The sequence below is a fragment of the Kangiella sp. genome, assembly GCF_048265365.1.
Taxonomy (GTDB): Bacteria; Pseudomonadota; Gammaproteobacteria; order Enterobacterales; family Kangiellaceae; genus Kangiella.
This window is the reverse complement of the sequence record NZ_JBLXBT010000004.1, coordinates 21,740-37,269: the sequence shown is the minus strand read 5'-3', so window position 1 is coordinate 37,269 and position 15,530 is coordinate 21,740. Positions and strand designations below refer to the sequence as shown.

Sequence of the window (15,530 nt, the reverse complement as noted above, 5' to 3'; positions counted from 1 at the left end):
AACGCTAAATGACATCGCAGACGATAAGAACACCAGCGTTCAAACCGTCCGCAGCCAATTAAAAATGGTTTTCAATAAAATGAACGTAAATTCACAAACGGACCTTGTGCGCCATGTTCTCACCAGCGCACACATGTACGGCGACATTATAGTTTGATACGAAAATGACGTTAAATAGGGCCTGAGAAAGGTAAAGTTTGATATTTTTTAGCTCTACCTCTTTCGAACTACCGACATTAAAGTTTGATACTTTTGAAGTTATCAAGAGTAACTAGTTTGGAATATGTAAAACTATCTGAATCGCCAAAAGCAATCTCATCCAGAGATAAGCTATCGATAAATCTGTATCTGGCATAATGACGCTCCCAGTAGTGACAACACGGACGAGTGATCTATACACACCATAAGGATCGTTACACCAAGATAAGTAAACGCTGATTACTTTACCGGTTGGATGCGGCAGTGATCGGCCACCAGTTGATTTAAGCTACGGAGCTTACTGATAGATATTTGATACTGGCCGTTACTAGGCAGCGGCTTTCCTCGGAAGTGCCTCGAGATCAATGCCCCTGGTCCATTGTAAACGACGTCGAACGTGCCGTCTTTGTTGATTTTGATGACAATCACATGCTGCGACTCACTGCGGAAGGAGACCGTTTTCGCTTGAGTCGCCTTGATCTCCACCTCCACCCCATCATGGGTGAGCGCATCAACCCCCTTGTTAGACGCCGTGAGAAGCTCTAGGTCATAAGCATCCGCAACCAAACACTACCCCAAACTCCCGACCATATGCCAATTTGGGGGGAAATGACGACCAGGAAACATCCTCCCTAACTCGGATACGGCGGAATACAGCTGCCCTACTAGCTTTTGTAACTTCTGGTGGTCAATCATGACAGTCCATTCCAAGTAACCTCAAATCCGAATACTAATAAGTCCAGCACGTCTGCTCCCCTTAAAGACGATAACCTATCCTGTATCGGACCACTTAACCATGAAGCATATAACACTGTTCGATGGAGAGTCACTATACATCGGCGACAGTATCAAGATCATCATTGACCGATGCGTCGATGACGGGAACAAAACTAGTGTGGGTATAGATGCCCCGAAGGACGTTACCGTGGTTCGAAAAGAGCTGATTTCGCGCGAGTCACGATCCAAGACATGATTGATGCTTAATCTCAGAAATATTGGCGGGTGGCTTTGAACTGATCTGAAACCGTCAACTTCCGCTCATGGCCCTAAGCGGACATTTAGTCCGCAGTGCCTCACCACACCTAACAGCACTTTGCAGCCCAAAGCCTTCAGATCGGAAATAGCTGCAAGGCGCACATTGCGCCTTAACAGGATCGTTCTGGATTCTCTGAACCGGACGTTAGGTGATTGCTCAGAGCATCTACCGGAGTCGGTACAAAACAAACATTACCAAATCGATTTGTGGACGAATTGAAATCAGTCCTGCGTCAGGCTTACCCAGCTACCCCGAGACCTGACGGCCGCATCGATAAACAGCAACCCCTCAATTCCGCTTTGAACGGAGGGTACAAGACCTCCCTGAGCGTGGCTGTCGTCATCCAGTTGCCGTGCGCGGATCGCAGTAGCGATATCGCTGTAGAGGCTGGCGAAGGCTTCCAGATAACCCTCGGGATGTCCGGCGGGTGTGCGTGTCACCGCATTCGCTGCAGAAGACAGGGCGGCTCCACCGCGGGTCAGCAGTCGGCGCGGTTCACCGAACGGGCAGTACCAGAGTTGGTTCGGATTTTCCTGCTGCCACTCCAGTCCCCCCTTCTCGCCGTAGATACGGATCGCGAGATGGTTTTCGTTGCCGGACGCCACCTGGCTGGCCCAGAGCATCCCGCGGGCCCCGCCTTTGAAGCGCAGCATCATATGGACATTGTCGTCGAGTTGGCGACCGGGGCCGAAGGAGCTCAGGTCCGCACAGAGGCACTCCGTTTCAAGACCGGTGATAAATGAGAGCAGATTAAAGGCATGGGTACCGATATCGCCAATGCAACCGCCGGCCCCGGCCTGGGCCGGATCATTCCGCCAACTGGCTTGCTTCTGCCCTTCATTCTCGATCGATTCGGTCAGCCAATCCTGGGCATATTCAACCTGCACAACCCGCAGCGCTCCCAGCCGACCTTCAGCAATCATCTGGCGGGCCTCACGCACCAGCGGATAAGCGGTGTAGTTGTGGGTCAGCGCAAACAGCGCCTTACTGCGCCCGGCAAGGCTCACCAGCTCGCGGGCGTCTGCCAGCGAGGCCGTCATCGGCTTGTCGCAGATCACATGAATCCCGACACTGAGAAAGGCCCGGGCTACCGGAAAGTGCATATGATTGGGCGTCACGATGGCAACAGCTTCGATGCCATCCGGCCGTTCCACCTCGCGACGGGCCATCTCCAGAAAATCGGCATAGATCCGGTCCTCTGCTAGCCCCAGTCTCTCGCCAGAGAGACGCGCCTTGTCCGGGGACGACGACAGGGCCCCGGCTACCAGCTCATACTGGCCGTCAAGCCTGGCAGCGAATCGGTGCACGGCGCCGATAAAGGCGTCGATACCACCGCCCACCATGCCCAGACGTATTGGTCGGGCGTAACCTTCCTGTTGCATGAGTTCAGCCTCCTATTCCAAGCATCTTGCGGTTCATCGCCTCGTCGCTGCCGGCATCGGCAAAGTCGTCAAACGCTCGATCGGTGACCTGAATGATATGGTCGCCGATAAACGCTGCGCCCTCGCGGGCCCCAACTTCCGGGTGCTTGAGGCAGCATTCCCACTCCAGCACCGCCCAGCCGTCGAAATCCATGGCCGCCAGCTTGGCGAATATCCCCTTAAAGTCGACCTGGCCATCGCCCAGAGAACGGAAGCGGCCGGCGCGCTCGACCCAAGACTGGTAGCCACCGTAGGCCCCCATGCGTCCATTGGGATTGAATTCAGCATCCTTGACATGAACCATTTTGATCCGATCACGATAGATATCCATGAATGCTAGGTAGTCGATGGACTGCAACACGAAATGGCTAGGGTCGAACAGAATATTACAACGCGGGTGCTGCTCAACCCTGTCTAGGAACATCTCGAAGCTGGCGCCGTCGTGCAGATCCTCCCCCGGATGAATCTCGTAACACAGATCGACACCAGCATTGTCGAAAGCATCGAGAATTGGCCGCCAGCGTTTTGCCAGTTCATCGAAGGCGGTCTCAATCAGGCCCGCCGGACGCTGCGGCCAGGGATAGATATAGGGCCAGGCCAGCGCGCCGGAAAAGGTCGCATGGGCGCTCAGCCCTAGGTTGCGGGACGCCTTGGCCGCCAGCAGTAACTGGTCGGCGGCCCAGTTGGCACGGGCCTTGGGATTGCCGCGCACCTCGGGCGGCGCAAAGCCGTCGAAGGCCTCGTCATAAGCCGGATGTACGGCCACCAGTTGCCCCTGCAGGTGTGTCGACAGTTCGGTTATCTGCACGCCCTGCTCGGCGGCCACGCCGTTCAACTCATCGCAGTAATCGAGGGACTCGGCTGCCAGCCTCAGGTCAATCAGGCGGCTGTCCCAACTCGGGACCTGAACCCCTTTGAAACCCAGATCAGCCGCCCAGCGGCAGATCGACGCGAAGCTGTTGAATGGCGCCTCATCACCGGCGAATTGCGCCAGGAAAATTGCAGGACCTTTAATCGTTTTCATAGTGTTTACCCATTCAATCTCTGGGACGTTCCGCCCGAACTCAGGCAACAGGAACCCCAGGCGTCCAAAACAGACGCTGAAAATAATCCAAGCAGTACATAACGTGCCGGACGGAACCGGCACGTCAGCCCGATCAGCGTTGTGCGGCTTTTTTACCGAAGGCCACGGCCAGAATGATGATCAGACCCTTAACCACCATCTGCTGGCTGACATCCAGCCCCATGATGATCAAACCGTTGTTGATCATGCCGATCATCAACGCACCGAAAATGGTACCAATGACGGTTGCAGTGCCGCCAAACAGGCTGGTGCCACCGAGGATGACAGCAGCAATAACCGACAGCTCGTCCCCTTCGCCGAAGGTAAAGCGCGCCGAGTGCATGCGTCCGGCGTATAGCATGCCGGCAAGCCCCGCGAGCATACCTGAGCCCACCATAACCAGCAGTTTGATACGCTTGACGTGAACGCCGGAGAATTCCGCGGCGTTCTCATTTCCGCCCACCGCCAGCGTGCGTCTGCCGTACACGGTTTTGCGCAGCAGCACATGGCCGATGATGCCGATCACGACCATCCAGAATAGCAACACCGGAATGGGACCCAAATCGCCCGAACCGAACAGGAAGGTAAAGCTCTCATTCAGAATCGGGACCGGTGCAGTATCAGTGACCCACATTGCCAGGCCCTTGGTGATGATCATCATGCCCAGCGTTACCAGAAACGCTGGTATCGCAATCTGAGTAATCAGCAGACCATTGATCAGGCCAATCAGAGCTCCAGTGCCGAGGCCCGCGATTATCCCACCGAACATGCCGAGCCCTGCCTGCATCGCCAGCGCAGATATCAATGCAGACAATGCGGCGACCGAGCCAACCGAAAGGTCGATCTGAGCGGCCCCGATTACAAAGGTCATGGCCACGGCCATAATCGCGATCATCGCAGTCTGCCGGGCGATATTCAGCAGGTTGTTAGTCGACAGAAAGCCTTCGTCGTAAAGGGTCACGGAGAAATAGAAGAACACCGCCACGAAGGCGACATAAACGATGTAACGACGCCAGTCGAAACCACGCAGCGAAAAGCGCGTGCTGGCCGGCAGATTATTAGCCTTGGATTGCATGTTGCAATACCTCCTCAGATGCGATGTTTTTACGATCAAATTGCTGCGTCACGCTTCCCTGATGGAAAACGATGACACGGTCAGCCAGGGCCAGCAGCTCGGTAAGTTCCGACGACACCACCAGCACCGCCTTGCCCGCATCGGCGAACTGCCGGATGATTTCCATGATTTCGATTTTGGCACCGATATCGACGCCGATGGTTGGCTCATCGAGCAGCAGTATGTCAGGCGCATTGACCAGCCATTTAGCCAGCACGATCTTCTGTTGATTACCGCCTGACAGCAGATTGACGGCCTTGAAAATATTGTCGGTCTTGATGTTTAGCTTGCGAACATAGTCCTGAACGATTGCCTCTCCGGCGGGATCATCAACGAACAGGCCCTTCTTTATCCGGTTGAGGATCGGCAGCAACATATTGCTTTTGACATCCTGATCCAGCACCAAACCCTGTACCCGCCGATCTTCAGGCACCAGCGCAAGACCCGCCGCAATCGCATCGTCCGGGCGGCGAATTGCCGTTTTCGAACCATTGATAAAAACTTCCCCCCGGTCGATCGGATCGATTCCGAAAAGTGCGCGCATTGTTTCAGAGCGGCCGCTGCCCATCAGCCCGGCAATACCCAGAATTTCGCCTCGGTGAAGATCGAAACTGACGCCGCGAACACGGCTACCGGAATGTAGATCGCTCACTCGGAGCAGTGGCTCGCCCGCGCGGTCGTACTGGCGCTCGGACCAGACGAACGCCTGCTCCATATTGCCGCCAATAATGTGCTCTATCATCCGCTCAACGGTCAGGCTGTCATGACTTTCCGTCAGCACCCATTTACCGTCTCGTAGAATGGTGGTGCGATCGCAGATCTCGAATATCTCGTCCATACGGTGTGAGATATAGATCACGGAAATCTCCTTTTCCTTGAGCTTTTTAATGAACCTGAACAGGACTTCGGTCTCGTTTTCCGTTAACGAGGAGGTCGGCTCATCCATTATCAGAATCTTGGCGTTCTTGGAAAGAGCCTTGGTAATTTCCGTCATCTGCCAGTATCCCACGCCGAGTTGTTCAACCGGCGTATTGGGATCGATATCAACGTTGAGTTCCTGCAACAACTCCCGGGTCTTGCGCACACAGGCCCGGTCGTCAATAAGCCCCATAGCAGTCCTGGGTTCGCGGTTCAGGAAAATATTCTGCGCGACCGTCAGCGACGGTACCAGGCTGAACTCCTGAAAGATCATGGCTATGCCGTGGGCTTCAGCATCCTCGGTGTTCTGGATCTCGATTGGCTGTCCGTCCAGCAGTACCGCGCCCTCATCAGCCCGATACACGCCGGTCAGGATCTTCATGAGCGTGGACTTGCCAGCACCATTGCCACCCATCAGGGCATGCACTTCGCCCTTCCTCAGCTCGAAGCCGACTTTTTCGAGAACCGGTATGCCGTTGAAAGCCTTGCAGATGTTGGACATTTTCAAATGAACTTGGGTATCCATCGTGCTTACCTTTGTGAATGTGGCCCTCCGCCACAAGCGACGGAGGGCTCAGATAAAGCAGTAATCAGCGAGAGCAGTATCAGATTTCGTCAACCGAAACCCAACGACCTTCTTGCGCCGACTTCAGAATCGCATCGGCAATCTGCTCGATACGGTACCCGTCAGCAAAGTTAGGCGATACGTCCGTGTCATCGACTATCGACTTGACCAGATCATAGGTTTCGATGATCTTGGTCTCGCCATAGCCGATGCCCAGTGCAGGAATCGGCCAGAGGCCGTCACCGTACGGATGTGCCGGACCGGTATAAACGGTACGGAAACCACGTCGGTCTTCAGGATCATCCTTGAAGAACACCTTCAACTCGTCGCGACGCTCGTAGTTAAAAGAGATAGACCCTTTTTCACCATGCACCTCAAAGGTCAGGAAGTTATTGCGACCATGACCGTTGCGGGTTGCCTCGATGCTGCCGATAGCACCGTTTTCGAAGCGCAACATCGACAGCACCTCATCGTCGACATCGACCGGGCACTTTTCAACATCGTCACTGCTCTTGACCGTGCCGAGCTTGTCGACACCGCCGGCCTGCACCGGACGCTCGTTGATCCAGGTCTTGGTGGTCGCCATGACTTCGGCGACATCACCGACCAGGTAGCGAGCGAAATCGAGCACATGGGTGCCGATATCGCCCAGGGCACCAGAACCTGCAATAGACTTCTGGAAACGCCAGGACAGTGGCGAATTCGGATCAGCCGACCAGTCCTGCAGATAGGTACCGCGGAAATTCAGCACCTTGCCGATGGCACCTTCGTCGATATACTTTTTCGCCAGCGCGACGGCCGGGGTGCGGCGGTAGTTGAAGGCCACCATGTGTTTGACACCTGCCGCCTGAACCGCGTCGAGCATGGTCTTGGACTCTTCGGCACCACGCGCCAGCGGCTTCTCGCAGATAATGTGCTTACCAGCCCGGGCCGCGGCAATCGCAATCTCGGCATGAGAGTCATTCGGCGTCACGATATCGACAATATCGATCTCCGGGTTGTTGATGATGTCACGCCAGTCAGCCGTATAGCTCTCAAAGCCCAAACGCAGTGCAGCGTCCTTAGCAGCCTCTTCGGTCACGTCGGCGACCATCTTACGTACTGTGATTGCTGGCGCCGGCCAGAAAAACATTGGCATCGCTGCATACGCCATCGCATGGGCTTTGCCCATAAAACCGGCGCCGATCATACCTACATTAAGTGTTTTCATTATTCTGTTAATCCTCTCGTTCGTGCATTATTTTTCGTTTCGCTTGGCGGCATCTTGAATCATTGAGGGAGCCGGCTGGTTATAGACCAGTTGCCAGGCATCCAGTATGTTGTCCTGGGTGACGCTCAGCGCCGGCACGGCGACATAGCTCGGTGCTTCCTTACCCAGCAATGCATAGCCGGCCAGGATCGCTTCAGCAGTGCCCTGCTCATAAGGCAGCTGTGCGCCGAGCCCTTTAATCGGACCGCCGCGTGCGATATCGAGCGCCGCGATGATACCCAGATCTATGGTGGTAATCGCTAGATCACTGCGCCCAGCCGTACGGGCCGCGGTCAGTGCACCCTCTGCCGGCACATCCCAGACTACGAAGATGCCGTCGAGCGCCGGATTCTTGGTCAACATGGCTGAGGCGACTTTTTCACCATCGTTCGGGCCAGAAATACCGCCACGGGCGACGATCTCGATTCCAGGGTACTCGCTCTTGATAGTGGCTTCGAAGGCATCGGTGCGCTGCTTAGTCACGAAAAAGTCAGCCGCGTGATAGATCACGCCGATTTTGCCCTTGCCATTCAGTGATTTGGCCAGGATATGCGCGGCTACGATGCCATTGCCGTAGTTGTCGGCAGACACCACGCTGATGTAATCAGCCGGTGCCTCCAGCTGATTCGGCTTATTATCCATGAACACCAGCTTGACGCCGGCCTCCGCGGCCCGCTTGTAGGCATGAGCAGTCGAGACTGCATCGACCGGGATACTGACGATCACGTCAGGACTGCGAGCCAGCAGCGTTTCGATATCGGCCACCTGCTTTTCCGGCTTGAATTGGGCATCGGTCACGGCAACCACGTCGATACCCATTTTATCGAAGGCGGCTTGCAGCCCGTTAACCTGTGCCTGGGACCAGTCGTTGCCGGCATAGTGCATCGCGATGGCAGCCGTATAACCGCCATCCCGAATCTGTTGCAGTTCGGTTTCGCTCAGCGACAGCGTCTTGGCTGACACTGCGCTCTCACCGCCAGGTCCCTTGCTGAGAATAGCGCTATCCGGCAGAGACTGGTTGATGGTCAGACCTGCAGCGCTGACGCCAGTTGAGAAGGCCAGGCTTGCGGTCATCAGTCCGCCGGCAATCAGCAGCGAGCGCACACCTGAGGAGAGGGTACTTCTGTTATTGTTATGCATGGATAAGCTCCTGTTGTTATTGTTATGCATGGATATGCTCCTGTTGTTATTTTTATGCATGGATATGCTCCTGTTGTTATTTTTATGCATGGATAAGTTCCTGTTGTTATTGCAGCGATAATCTCCTGTTGTTGCAGCGATAATCTCCGGGGCGGAGAAAGTGTTTATTGACTGTCGATTTGCATTACACGTAGTCGAAGTGCTTCTTAAGGAAATCTTTGCTGATCTGCGCACCAGCCCTGGGATCCGCATAGCTGTCGAGCTCTACAGTGATCCAGCCATCGTAATCGTGCTCCTTCAGCGCACTGACAATGGCATCGAAGTTCTGCACGCCGGTACCCAGCGGCAGAAACTCATTATTTTTCAAGTCTTTGAAATGTATGTACTTAATACGCTGACCGTAACGACGTACTACGTCGGCGGGGTCTCCACCGCCCGCCTCGATATGGGCGGTATCCGGGCACAGATGGATATCGGTCAGAGGCATAATCTGATCAAGTTGCTCCGGTGATTCGACCAGACTGCCCAAATGGGGGTGGTAACTGGCGACAAGTCCCGCTTGCTCTGCAATCTGCATAGCCTGATTCAGGCCGTCGGCCAGCAATTTGTGATCATCGGGTCGGATACCGGTACCTCGAATTGCTCCTCCACCGATGACAAAATGCTCTCCTCCCAGTTCGGCAGTTAATTCGGCAACATTGCGGAACTTCAGCAGCTCTTCTTCGAGAATATCTGGGTAAATGAAATTGGCCCCGGTATATACACCGATGAAGGTCTGCGATGTTTGCTGCAGCAAGTCACGGAACGCCTGCTTGTCATCACGAAACTGCATCAGGTTGCCATCGAACATCTCGAAGCCGTTATAGCCAACCGCTGCTATATCGCGAATGGCCTGTTCGCTGGAACCATTGGCCACATAGTAGGCATCCTTGATTGAGGTCACACCGCCTGGATGTCCGACAACTCCACCCCAAGTATTTGTTTCATAACCTAGTTTCATTATTCACACCTATCTTTATGCAATGAATTTACCCGATACCCAGTCGATAATTGGATTCCGGCACAATGTAATGGATTACATTTCACTTTAAAAAAACGAATTAATCCGAGGTCTCACTGGTGATTTTCAAATTACCACCACAGGATTCCCTTACGATTAGTTCGTCCTTCAATACAACTTTTTTCTGCGGAATTGCTTCTTTATTAATGACCTTCAACAGCAACTCCATTGCGGTACAACCAATCTCGCACATAGGTTGCGCAATCGTCGTGATCGAAGGCTCAAAAATGGAAGCGAACTTGATGTTATCCATACCCACGACCGCAAGATCTTTAGGAACATCAAGACCAGCCTTGCGAGCCGCCTTGATGGCGCCAATAGCCATCTCATCACTTGCTGCGAAAACGGCAGTTGGACACACTTCCAGCGCAAGGTATCTATCCATGGCGGTCCAACCGGAGTCATAGCTGAAAGAGCCCACTTCGATCAGCAATTCATCCGGTTGCAGGCCATAGTCGGACATCGCCTTCTGGAACCCCTTGAGGCGATCCCGGCTAAGAACGATACCCTCCGGTCCGGAGATATATCCGATACGTTTATGGCCCAACTTGATCAGGTGTTCGGCGGCCTTGTATCCGGCCCTTATGTTATCGACCGAAACCGTATTTATAGCTGAACCCTCATCAAAATATTCACAGCCCAATACCACAGGATACTGCGCAGCGATGTTTTCGAGCAGGCTCTGGTCCATCCGTGCAGTCAGCATAATCATGCCGTCGGCTTGTCGTTGTCTGAGAAAATCCAGATACTCAACCTCTCGTTCCAGCGTGTTATCGGAGTCACCCAACAGGACCTGGTAGCCGCTCTTATTCGCTACAAGCTCAATACCACGAAGGATCTCGGAAAAAAACGGATTGGAGATATCTGGCACGACCACAAGGATAGCGCGGGTCGATGACACCCTTAAGTTACGAGCCAGAGCGTTGGGCTTGTAATTCAGGGCCTCGGCCGCCGCCATTACCCGTTCTCGGGTTTTTGGGGTTACTGAATCGGTATTAGCCAGAACCCTTGATACGGTAGCCGTCGAAACCCCAGCCTTCTTAGCGACATCACTGATTGTGGTCATATCCCTTATCCCTTATCCCGCCGAAATATAATCGTTTACATACGATATATTAAAAAAACGCCCGAAGGCGAAACTACTAAGTGACTGCTAAAAAGTCGCTTTGTAATCGATTACGTTCAATCTAAATCATCTCAGAGCAGGCAGTCAAGTCCTTTTTCAGCTTTTTATGTGACGGGCCTACGGGCGGCTCTCTCTACCACCGATTTTACGTTCTACTCAAACGCGAAGCCCCTTCACCCAATTATCGACTTGTAGTGGCACACTGACGCATACATCTCTGTCCACCACTGACAGCATCAAACGTCATCGTTTGAAGTGGGAACGACCTTAGGACTTCACACGAAACGCCGACGTTAGGGTGTCCTATTAAACAAACTAGGACGCAGGTTGCTTCTGTAGCCAAGGGCGTCATATTTTCTCGCGAAGAACGGCAAAACATAGCCAAGTCGTCGCAATGCATTCGCATAGGAATGTCGTACTCCACCACCAGCGATAGGCTCATCGCTTGGCTTTGCCTAGCGTTCATAGAAGCGTGGAAAAAATCACAATGAAAGCGAGTTATTCTTCATTGATGGTTTCCTCAACATTCTCTTAAAGGCGCCAAAAGAATTACGTCCGATATTCTTCATCTCCCAATAGCGTCGCTGTAGCTCCAATGCCTCGATAGCACCATTCGATTTCAGATCATTCAAATATCGAATATCAACTGCATATTGACCTAGTGGATGAGCAGCATCATCTACCAGAAAGTCTGAAAACCTTACTTGCTGGACGCCTTCATATGAAATAACAGGAATACTTAATTCCTCACTAATACTTTGAACATCATCACGTAACAGTGGATAGCGCTCCCTGCAGTCAGTAACGCAGGGACTCCAATCAAATAAACACGAGTAAATGAACTCCAGATCAGAGAACAAATGAAGAATTCTAGAAGATTTATTAAAAAGTGAGCGATGTGAAACGCCGCCCAGAAGAAGTGAACTCTTGCACTGTAAGCCACGGCTTGTAGCTCCTACCTGCTCCACAGCCACTACCATTTTTGAGTTTACTTTGAATTTTAAGCTCTGAGTAGAGATGAAACGAAGCAACCATAATTAGCTCCTGTATGTTTTATATACAACATACAGGAGTAAAAATTAGGTTACAATACTTTGTTTAGAGATACCCAAACAATAGACAAAGTACATTTCTTTGTTCAAGACTACATAACTTTGAACCAGAATACCTATCACTTGAACAGCCACATCTACTGTACGACCATAATAAAGTTTGATAAAAAAACTGTTATTTTTGGTACATCAAAAACCTAAAGTTTGATATTTTTTTGGGACAAGAACGATAGGGTCCGATAATAAAGTTTGATATTTTTAAAGAGATATTAGTTGTCTATTATTTCTACACCTAGTTCTAGATCCCATAGCTCGACGTCTTCACCTGCAAGCTTATGCATTAAGGCCATCCCTTTAAGCCCCTCCAGGTCATCGCTTCGCATTTTATGCAAAATAGGAGCTAAGAAGTCTTCTCCTCTCAGGCATTGCTTCAACATAACCTGATACCTTAACTCAAACCTACCATCACCTCGAACAAGCTCATCTTCATTTTCTTGATAGCCTGAATTACTCAGATCTGAGTTAGCCCTATCAATTTGAAATTGATTAATCGACTTTCTAGCTTGCTGTATCAAATTTTGTCCACCAAAACGCTTCTCTATTTCATCAAGACCTGGAATCAAAAAATCCCATGCATCCACAGCGATATCTTCAAGACTAAAGCCATCTAATTTAAGGTTATAAAGTTTCACTAAATGCATGTCACATCCACCTTCCTCCATAGCACAATGGAATAAGCGCCTTTCAACTCCCAAGTAATCTGCAATCTCATTACCAAATTTACGGCCTTTATTTGTAATAAAAAAACCTTTTAAGTAATTAAACATTGAATTACCTCCTGCAAAGTAGGCTTAAAAACAAACATAAATCATGAACTTTCCCTTGAAAAATACTCATTCATTTCCTGATATGCTTGATGACTCACAACGGTTCTATTTTCTGACAAAAGATATCCTTTAAGATATTCATACAGACCAATGTCTTCGGCAATTGACCTAGCAAGCTGCTCAGGAGTGATACCATTTGAATCTTTAATAAGAAGCAGCTCTGGTGATTTTTCCACTAATAACTTAACTATAGGAAGCTCTCCCATTCGGGTAGCTGTATGTAATGCTGTTGAGCCCTCAATTGTTAATATAGCTTCATCAATACCATGTTCTAAGAGAAGTTGAGTAGATTGCAAACAACGGCTTGCGGCTGCTGAATGAAGTGCGGTTCTACCTGTAAAATCTTTTAGGTTAGGGTCTGCATTTGCTTTTAATAATACTTCTACCATTTCATGGTCTTTATTATGTGCAGCAAACATCAAGGGTGTTTGTTGTTTGAAATCAGAAATATTTACAATCTCAGGCCATTCCTGAATGACTTCTCTAACTGCATTAATAATTCCTGAAAAAGTACTTTTGATCTCATTTTCTATATCAGCCGGCATGGTCAATCCATGGCTGCCTAGCTTAGCTAACATGTCATATCCCATCTTCATCATTAAAGTGATGACACTATCAGCTTGCGGATATTTCAACTGTTTATTCCTAAGAGCCATGTGCTTTTTTAGCACTTGGGAAATGGGCCTGCTGTCCTTTATAAAAAGTAATAAGTCGCGACCAAAAACTTCAAAATCACGACGAGAAGATGAAAATAATGGCTCGTATGCAGGATAGCACTTATAAAGATCAGTCCAAAAATACTCGTGAAGTTCACGTGAAACGTTATAAATATTCACTTGCAACGAGTCTTTATAATTTTCTTTAAAGCTTCCCCAGTAAAGCATATCTCTGAAGTACTTTTCATGATTATTAGGAATGAGTTTTTGGTTGGCTATGGCTAAAGAAAATGCATCCCTTGCTAAGTCCCCTCGAAGATTACCAAAGCTATATTTTTTACATTCTTCGATAGCTAAATTAAGATTTTTTTCTGCTTCAGAAAGCTTATTCTGGGCAATAAAATGAAATGCCTCTAGCTGTAGTATTTTTGCTTTTGAATACTCATAAACATCATTGCTCTTAGCTTCTTTTATCAAATTTATAACTTTATTTTCTGTTTTCACATCAAAAGGCTTGATGAGCAAGCTCTCTTCAAGTTCAAGCGTTATCCGTTGCATAGACTGTACGGGGGTTATTTCTAATTCATTTAACCTTCTTAATATCATTTCCCTTATATTCTGGTTGGAATAAGAGTAGTCAATCGATCCATACACAACCTCAAAATCATCCATATTTTTAAGTTGCTTAAAAGGCGCTTTATTTTGCGATAACTTATCTACGAGAGCTTTAAGCTGAATCAAGTAATTATTAGAGTGCTCCCCCTCATCACTTATTATTTTCACCATCTGTTTTATATCATCTTCAGATGTTGGAAAGAGCTTATCTAAATTGTTTTCTTCTCCTAGTCGGCTGAAAATGCTATTCAGCCTATCAGAGACCACTGAAGCATGCTGATCATGATCATGATCATAGCTAACTAAGCGCAATAGATCGTACCGTAGAAAAGGCGGAAGCCGTTCTATGAAATATTTATTTTCTGCTGTCTCTCCTAAGTGTCTTTTTTCTAGATGAGCCTCGAGTGTACGATTGTAGAGGTCCATATAAAGCTGAATAAGTTGAAGTGTTTTATTCTTGTCTAAGTCGATGCATAACTTATCAACAGAGGGGGTTAAAAATTTGACCAGCTGCTCATACCCTTCCTGAACAGCTCTCGCCGTCAACAATCGAAGGCGTATTGTTCTTGCACACGGAGCTTGGTAACGAAGCATGATCTTTGCTACAAAATCATATTGCTCATCAATTGAACAGTCCCCAATAAAGATTCGCTTTAAGTCACCTTCGTTGATAGCTATTTCATGCTGTAAAATAGATGGTGACAGCCCTTTTTTTTTAACAAAGATCAGCGCTTGTTCGAATTTCGAAAACTCATCAGTTGGCTCAAAACACCCTTGAAACTGTATTTTAACTTCATCAGGAAATGTATTGTTTATGCTTGATATTTCAGGAGTACTCTTAGCTTTCTTCCAATTGTAAAGATTCCTTAGTACGACGTTGGAGCCCTCATAAATACGTAGATCCCTTTCAAGCCCCTTAGCAATATTTGCATTAGAGTCCTGAATCAAATCAATTAGCCAATTTAAAACTTGTGGAATTGGAAGATGAAGCTGAGTAGGTTCGCACGGTGAGTCAAATGAGGGAAGGTACCAGAAGCTACCACCAGGCATGCCCTCATCAAATTTTGAATCCATATGCCAAAACACAGAGTGTCTTGCTAGAAGTGGAACAGCAATCCTTGCCAAATATTGCCAGACAACTTTTCTTTCTGAAGCTTTTGAAGTGAAAACACCAAGTTCAATAGACTTATGCATATTGTGATCAACAAAAATATTGGAGATCAAATCGCTTTTAGCGTGTTCATCAAGTTTAAGAACGTCCGCTATACCGCCCAATAGTGTTGCCCATGTTTCATTCAGGTTAGCCATAGACATATCCGCATTACGGAACTTAGATTTCGATTTTGAAGACATATTGCTATTGGCACCAAATGCTTTAGCAATGTGGAGAATTACTGATTCGAAAGTTGGGAAAGTAGCCAAAGATTATC

At 49.3% G+C, this 15,530-nt stretch carries 14 protein-coding genes; 2 read left to right on the top strand and 12 right to left on the bottom strand.

What is annotated here, in order from left to right; genetic code table 11:
• The first annotated feature begins 13 nt into the window (after nt 1-13).
• Nucleotides 14-157 (top strand): helix-turn-helix transcriptional regulator, encoded by a 144-nt coding sequence (locus tag ACN0VI_RS13815; RefSeq protein WP_417447165.1) that lies wholly within the window; start codon nt 14-16, stop codon nt 155-157.
• A 281-nt stretch (nt 158-438) separates the two neighbouring features.
• Here the strand turns inward: ACN0VI_RS13815 and ACN0VI_RS13810 are convergent, their stop codons facing one another.
• Nucleotides 439-765 carry a DUF6998 domain-containing protein gene (locus tag ACN0VI_RS13810; RefSeq protein WP_417447162.1) on the bottom strand — a complete coding sequence of 109 codons (327 nt, stop codon included), beginning with the start codon at nt 763-765 and terminating at the stop codon, nt 439-441.
• Nucleotides 766-994: 229 nt separating this feature from the next.
• On the opposite strand from ACN0VI_RS13810, the gene ACN0VI_RS13805 reads away from it, so the two are divergent.
• Nucleotides 995-1,171 carry a carbon storage regulator gene (locus ACN0VI_RS13805; RefSeq protein WP_417447161.1) on the top strand — a complete coding sequence of 59 codons (177 nt, stop codon included), beginning with the start codon at nt 995-997 and terminating at the stop codon, nt 1,169-1,171.
• Between the two features lie 284 nt (nt 1,172-1,455).
• Here ACN0VI_RS13805 and ACN0VI_RS13800 read toward each other — a convergent pair whose 3' ends face one another.
• The 11 genes from ACN0VI_RS13800 to ACN0VI_RS13750 all read right to left on the bottom strand — a co-directional run bounded on the left by ACN0VI_RS13800 (nt 1,456) and on the right by ACN0VI_RS13750 (nt 15,522).
• Nucleotides 1,456-2,616, bottom strand: coding sequence for a Gfo/Idh/MocA family protein (locus ACN0VI_RS13800; RefSeq protein ID WP_417447160.1), 1,161 nt, complete (start codon nt 2,614-2,616; stop codon nt 1,456-1,458).
• Nucleotides 2,617-2,620: 4 nt separating this feature from the next.
• A complete protein-coding gene (locus ACN0VI_RS13795) occupies nt 2,621-3,679 on the bottom strand; it encodes a sugar phosphate isomerase/epimerase family protein (protein ID WP_417447159.1) in 1,059 nt (352 codons plus the stop codon).
• A 133-nt stretch (nt 3,680-3,812) separates the two neighbouring features.
• Complete coding sequence (locus ACN0VI_RS13790; protein ID WP_114413207.1) at nt 3,813-4,793, bottom strand: ABC transporter permease; 981 nt, start codon at nt 4,791-4,793, stop codon at nt 3,813-3,815.
• A complete protein-coding gene (locus tag ACN0VI_RS13785) occupies nt 4,777-6,276 on the bottom strand; it encodes a sugar ABC transporter ATP-binding protein (RefSeq protein ID WP_114413208.1) in 1,500 nt (499 codons plus the stop codon). The genes ACN0VI_RS13790 and ACN0VI_RS13785 overlap by 17 nt, the downstream gene beginning before the upstream one ends.
• A gap of 79 nt (nt 6,277-6,355) precedes the next feature.
• Entirely contained in the window at nt 6,356-7,525 is a 1,170-nt protein-coding gene (locus ACN0VI_RS13780) for a Gfo/Idh/MocA family protein (protein WP_417447158.1), read from the bottom strand.
• 27 nt (nt 7,526-7,552) lie between these two features.
• On the bottom strand, nt 7,553-8,638 hold the full coding sequence (locus tag ACN0VI_RS13775) for a substrate-binding domain-containing protein (protein WP_417447164.1): 1,086 nt from the start codon (nt 8,636-8,638) through the stop codon (nt 7,553-7,555).
• 250 nt (nt 8,639-8,888) lie between these two features.
• On the bottom strand, nt 8,889-9,704 hold the full coding sequence (locus tag ACN0VI_RS13770; RefSeq protein WP_417447157.1) for a sugar phosphate isomerase/epimerase family protein: 816 nt from the start codon (nt 9,702-9,704) through the stop codon (nt 8,889-8,891).
• Between the two features lie 100 nt (nt 9,705-9,804).
• Nucleotides 9,805-10,830: a LacI family DNA-binding transcriptional regulator gene (locus tag ACN0VI_RS13765; protein ID WP_417447156.1), complete on the bottom strand. Its 1,026-nt coding sequence runs from the start codon at nt 10,828-10,830 to the stop codon at nt 9,805-9,807.
• Between the two features lie 542 nt (nt 10,831-11,372).
• On the bottom strand, nt 11,373-11,921 hold the full coding sequence (locus tag ACN0VI_RS13760; RefSeq protein ID WP_147270565.1) for a TnsA endonuclease N-terminal domain-containing protein: 549 nt from the start codon (nt 11,919-11,921) through the stop codon (nt 11,373-11,375).
• Between the two features lie 290 nt (nt 11,922-12,211).
• A complete protein-coding gene (locus ACN0VI_RS13755) occupies nt 12,212-12,769 on the bottom strand; it encodes a hypothetical protein (protein WP_417447155.1) in 558 nt (185 codons plus the stop codon).
• A gap of 41 nt (nt 12,770-12,810) precedes the next feature.
• The gene (locus ACN0VI_RS13750; RefSeq protein WP_417447154.1) at nt 12,811-15,522 is read right to left on the bottom strand and encodes an ankyrin repeat domain-containing protein; all 2,712 of its coding nucleotides are present in this window, start codon (nt 15,520-15,522) and stop codon (nt 12,811-12,813) included.
• Between the last annotated feature and the right edge of the window lie 8 nt (nt 15,523-15,530).

Coding starts and splice junctions, on each gene's coding strand:
- ACN0VI_RS13770 (WP_417447157.1), bottom strand. CDS start 9,704: ATGAAACTAGGTTATGAAACAAATACTTGGGGTGGAGTTGTCGGACAT.
- ACN0VI_RS13765 (WP_417447156.1), bottom strand. CDS start 10,830: ATGACCACAATCAGTGATGTCGCTAAGAAGGCTGGGGTTTCGACGGCT.
- ACN0VI_RS13800 (WP_417447160.1), bottom strand. CDS start 2,616: ATGCAACAGGAAGGTTACGCCCGACCAATACGTCTGGGCATGGTGGGC.
- ACN0VI_RS13790 (WP_114413207.1), bottom strand. CDS start 4,793: ATGCAATCCAAGGCTAATAATCTGCCGGCCAGCACGCGCTTTTCGCTG.
- ACN0VI_RS13795 (WP_417447159.1), bottom strand. CDS start 3,679: ATGAAAACGATTAAAGGTCCTGCAATTTTCCTGGCGCAATTCGCCGGT.
- ACN0VI_RS13785 (WP_114413208.1), bottom strand. CDS start 6,276: ATGGATACCCAAGTTCATTTGAAAATGTCCAACATCTGCAAGGCTTTC.
- ACN0VI_RS13775 (WP_417447164.1), bottom strand. CDS start 8,638: ATGACCGCAAGCCTGGCCTTCTCAACTGGCGTCAGCGCTGCAGGTCTG.
- ACN0VI_RS13805 (WP_417447161.1), top strand. CDS start 995: ATGAAGCATATAACACTGTTCGATGGAGAGTCACTATACATCGGCGAC.
- ACN0VI_RS13780 (WP_417447158.1), bottom strand. CDS start 7,525: ATGAAAACACTTAATGTAGGTATGATCGGCGCCGGTTTTATGGGCAAA.
- ACN0VI_RS13755 (WP_417447155.1), bottom strand. CDS start 12,769: ATGTTTAATTACTTAAAAGGTTTTTTTATTACAAATAAAGGCCGTAAA.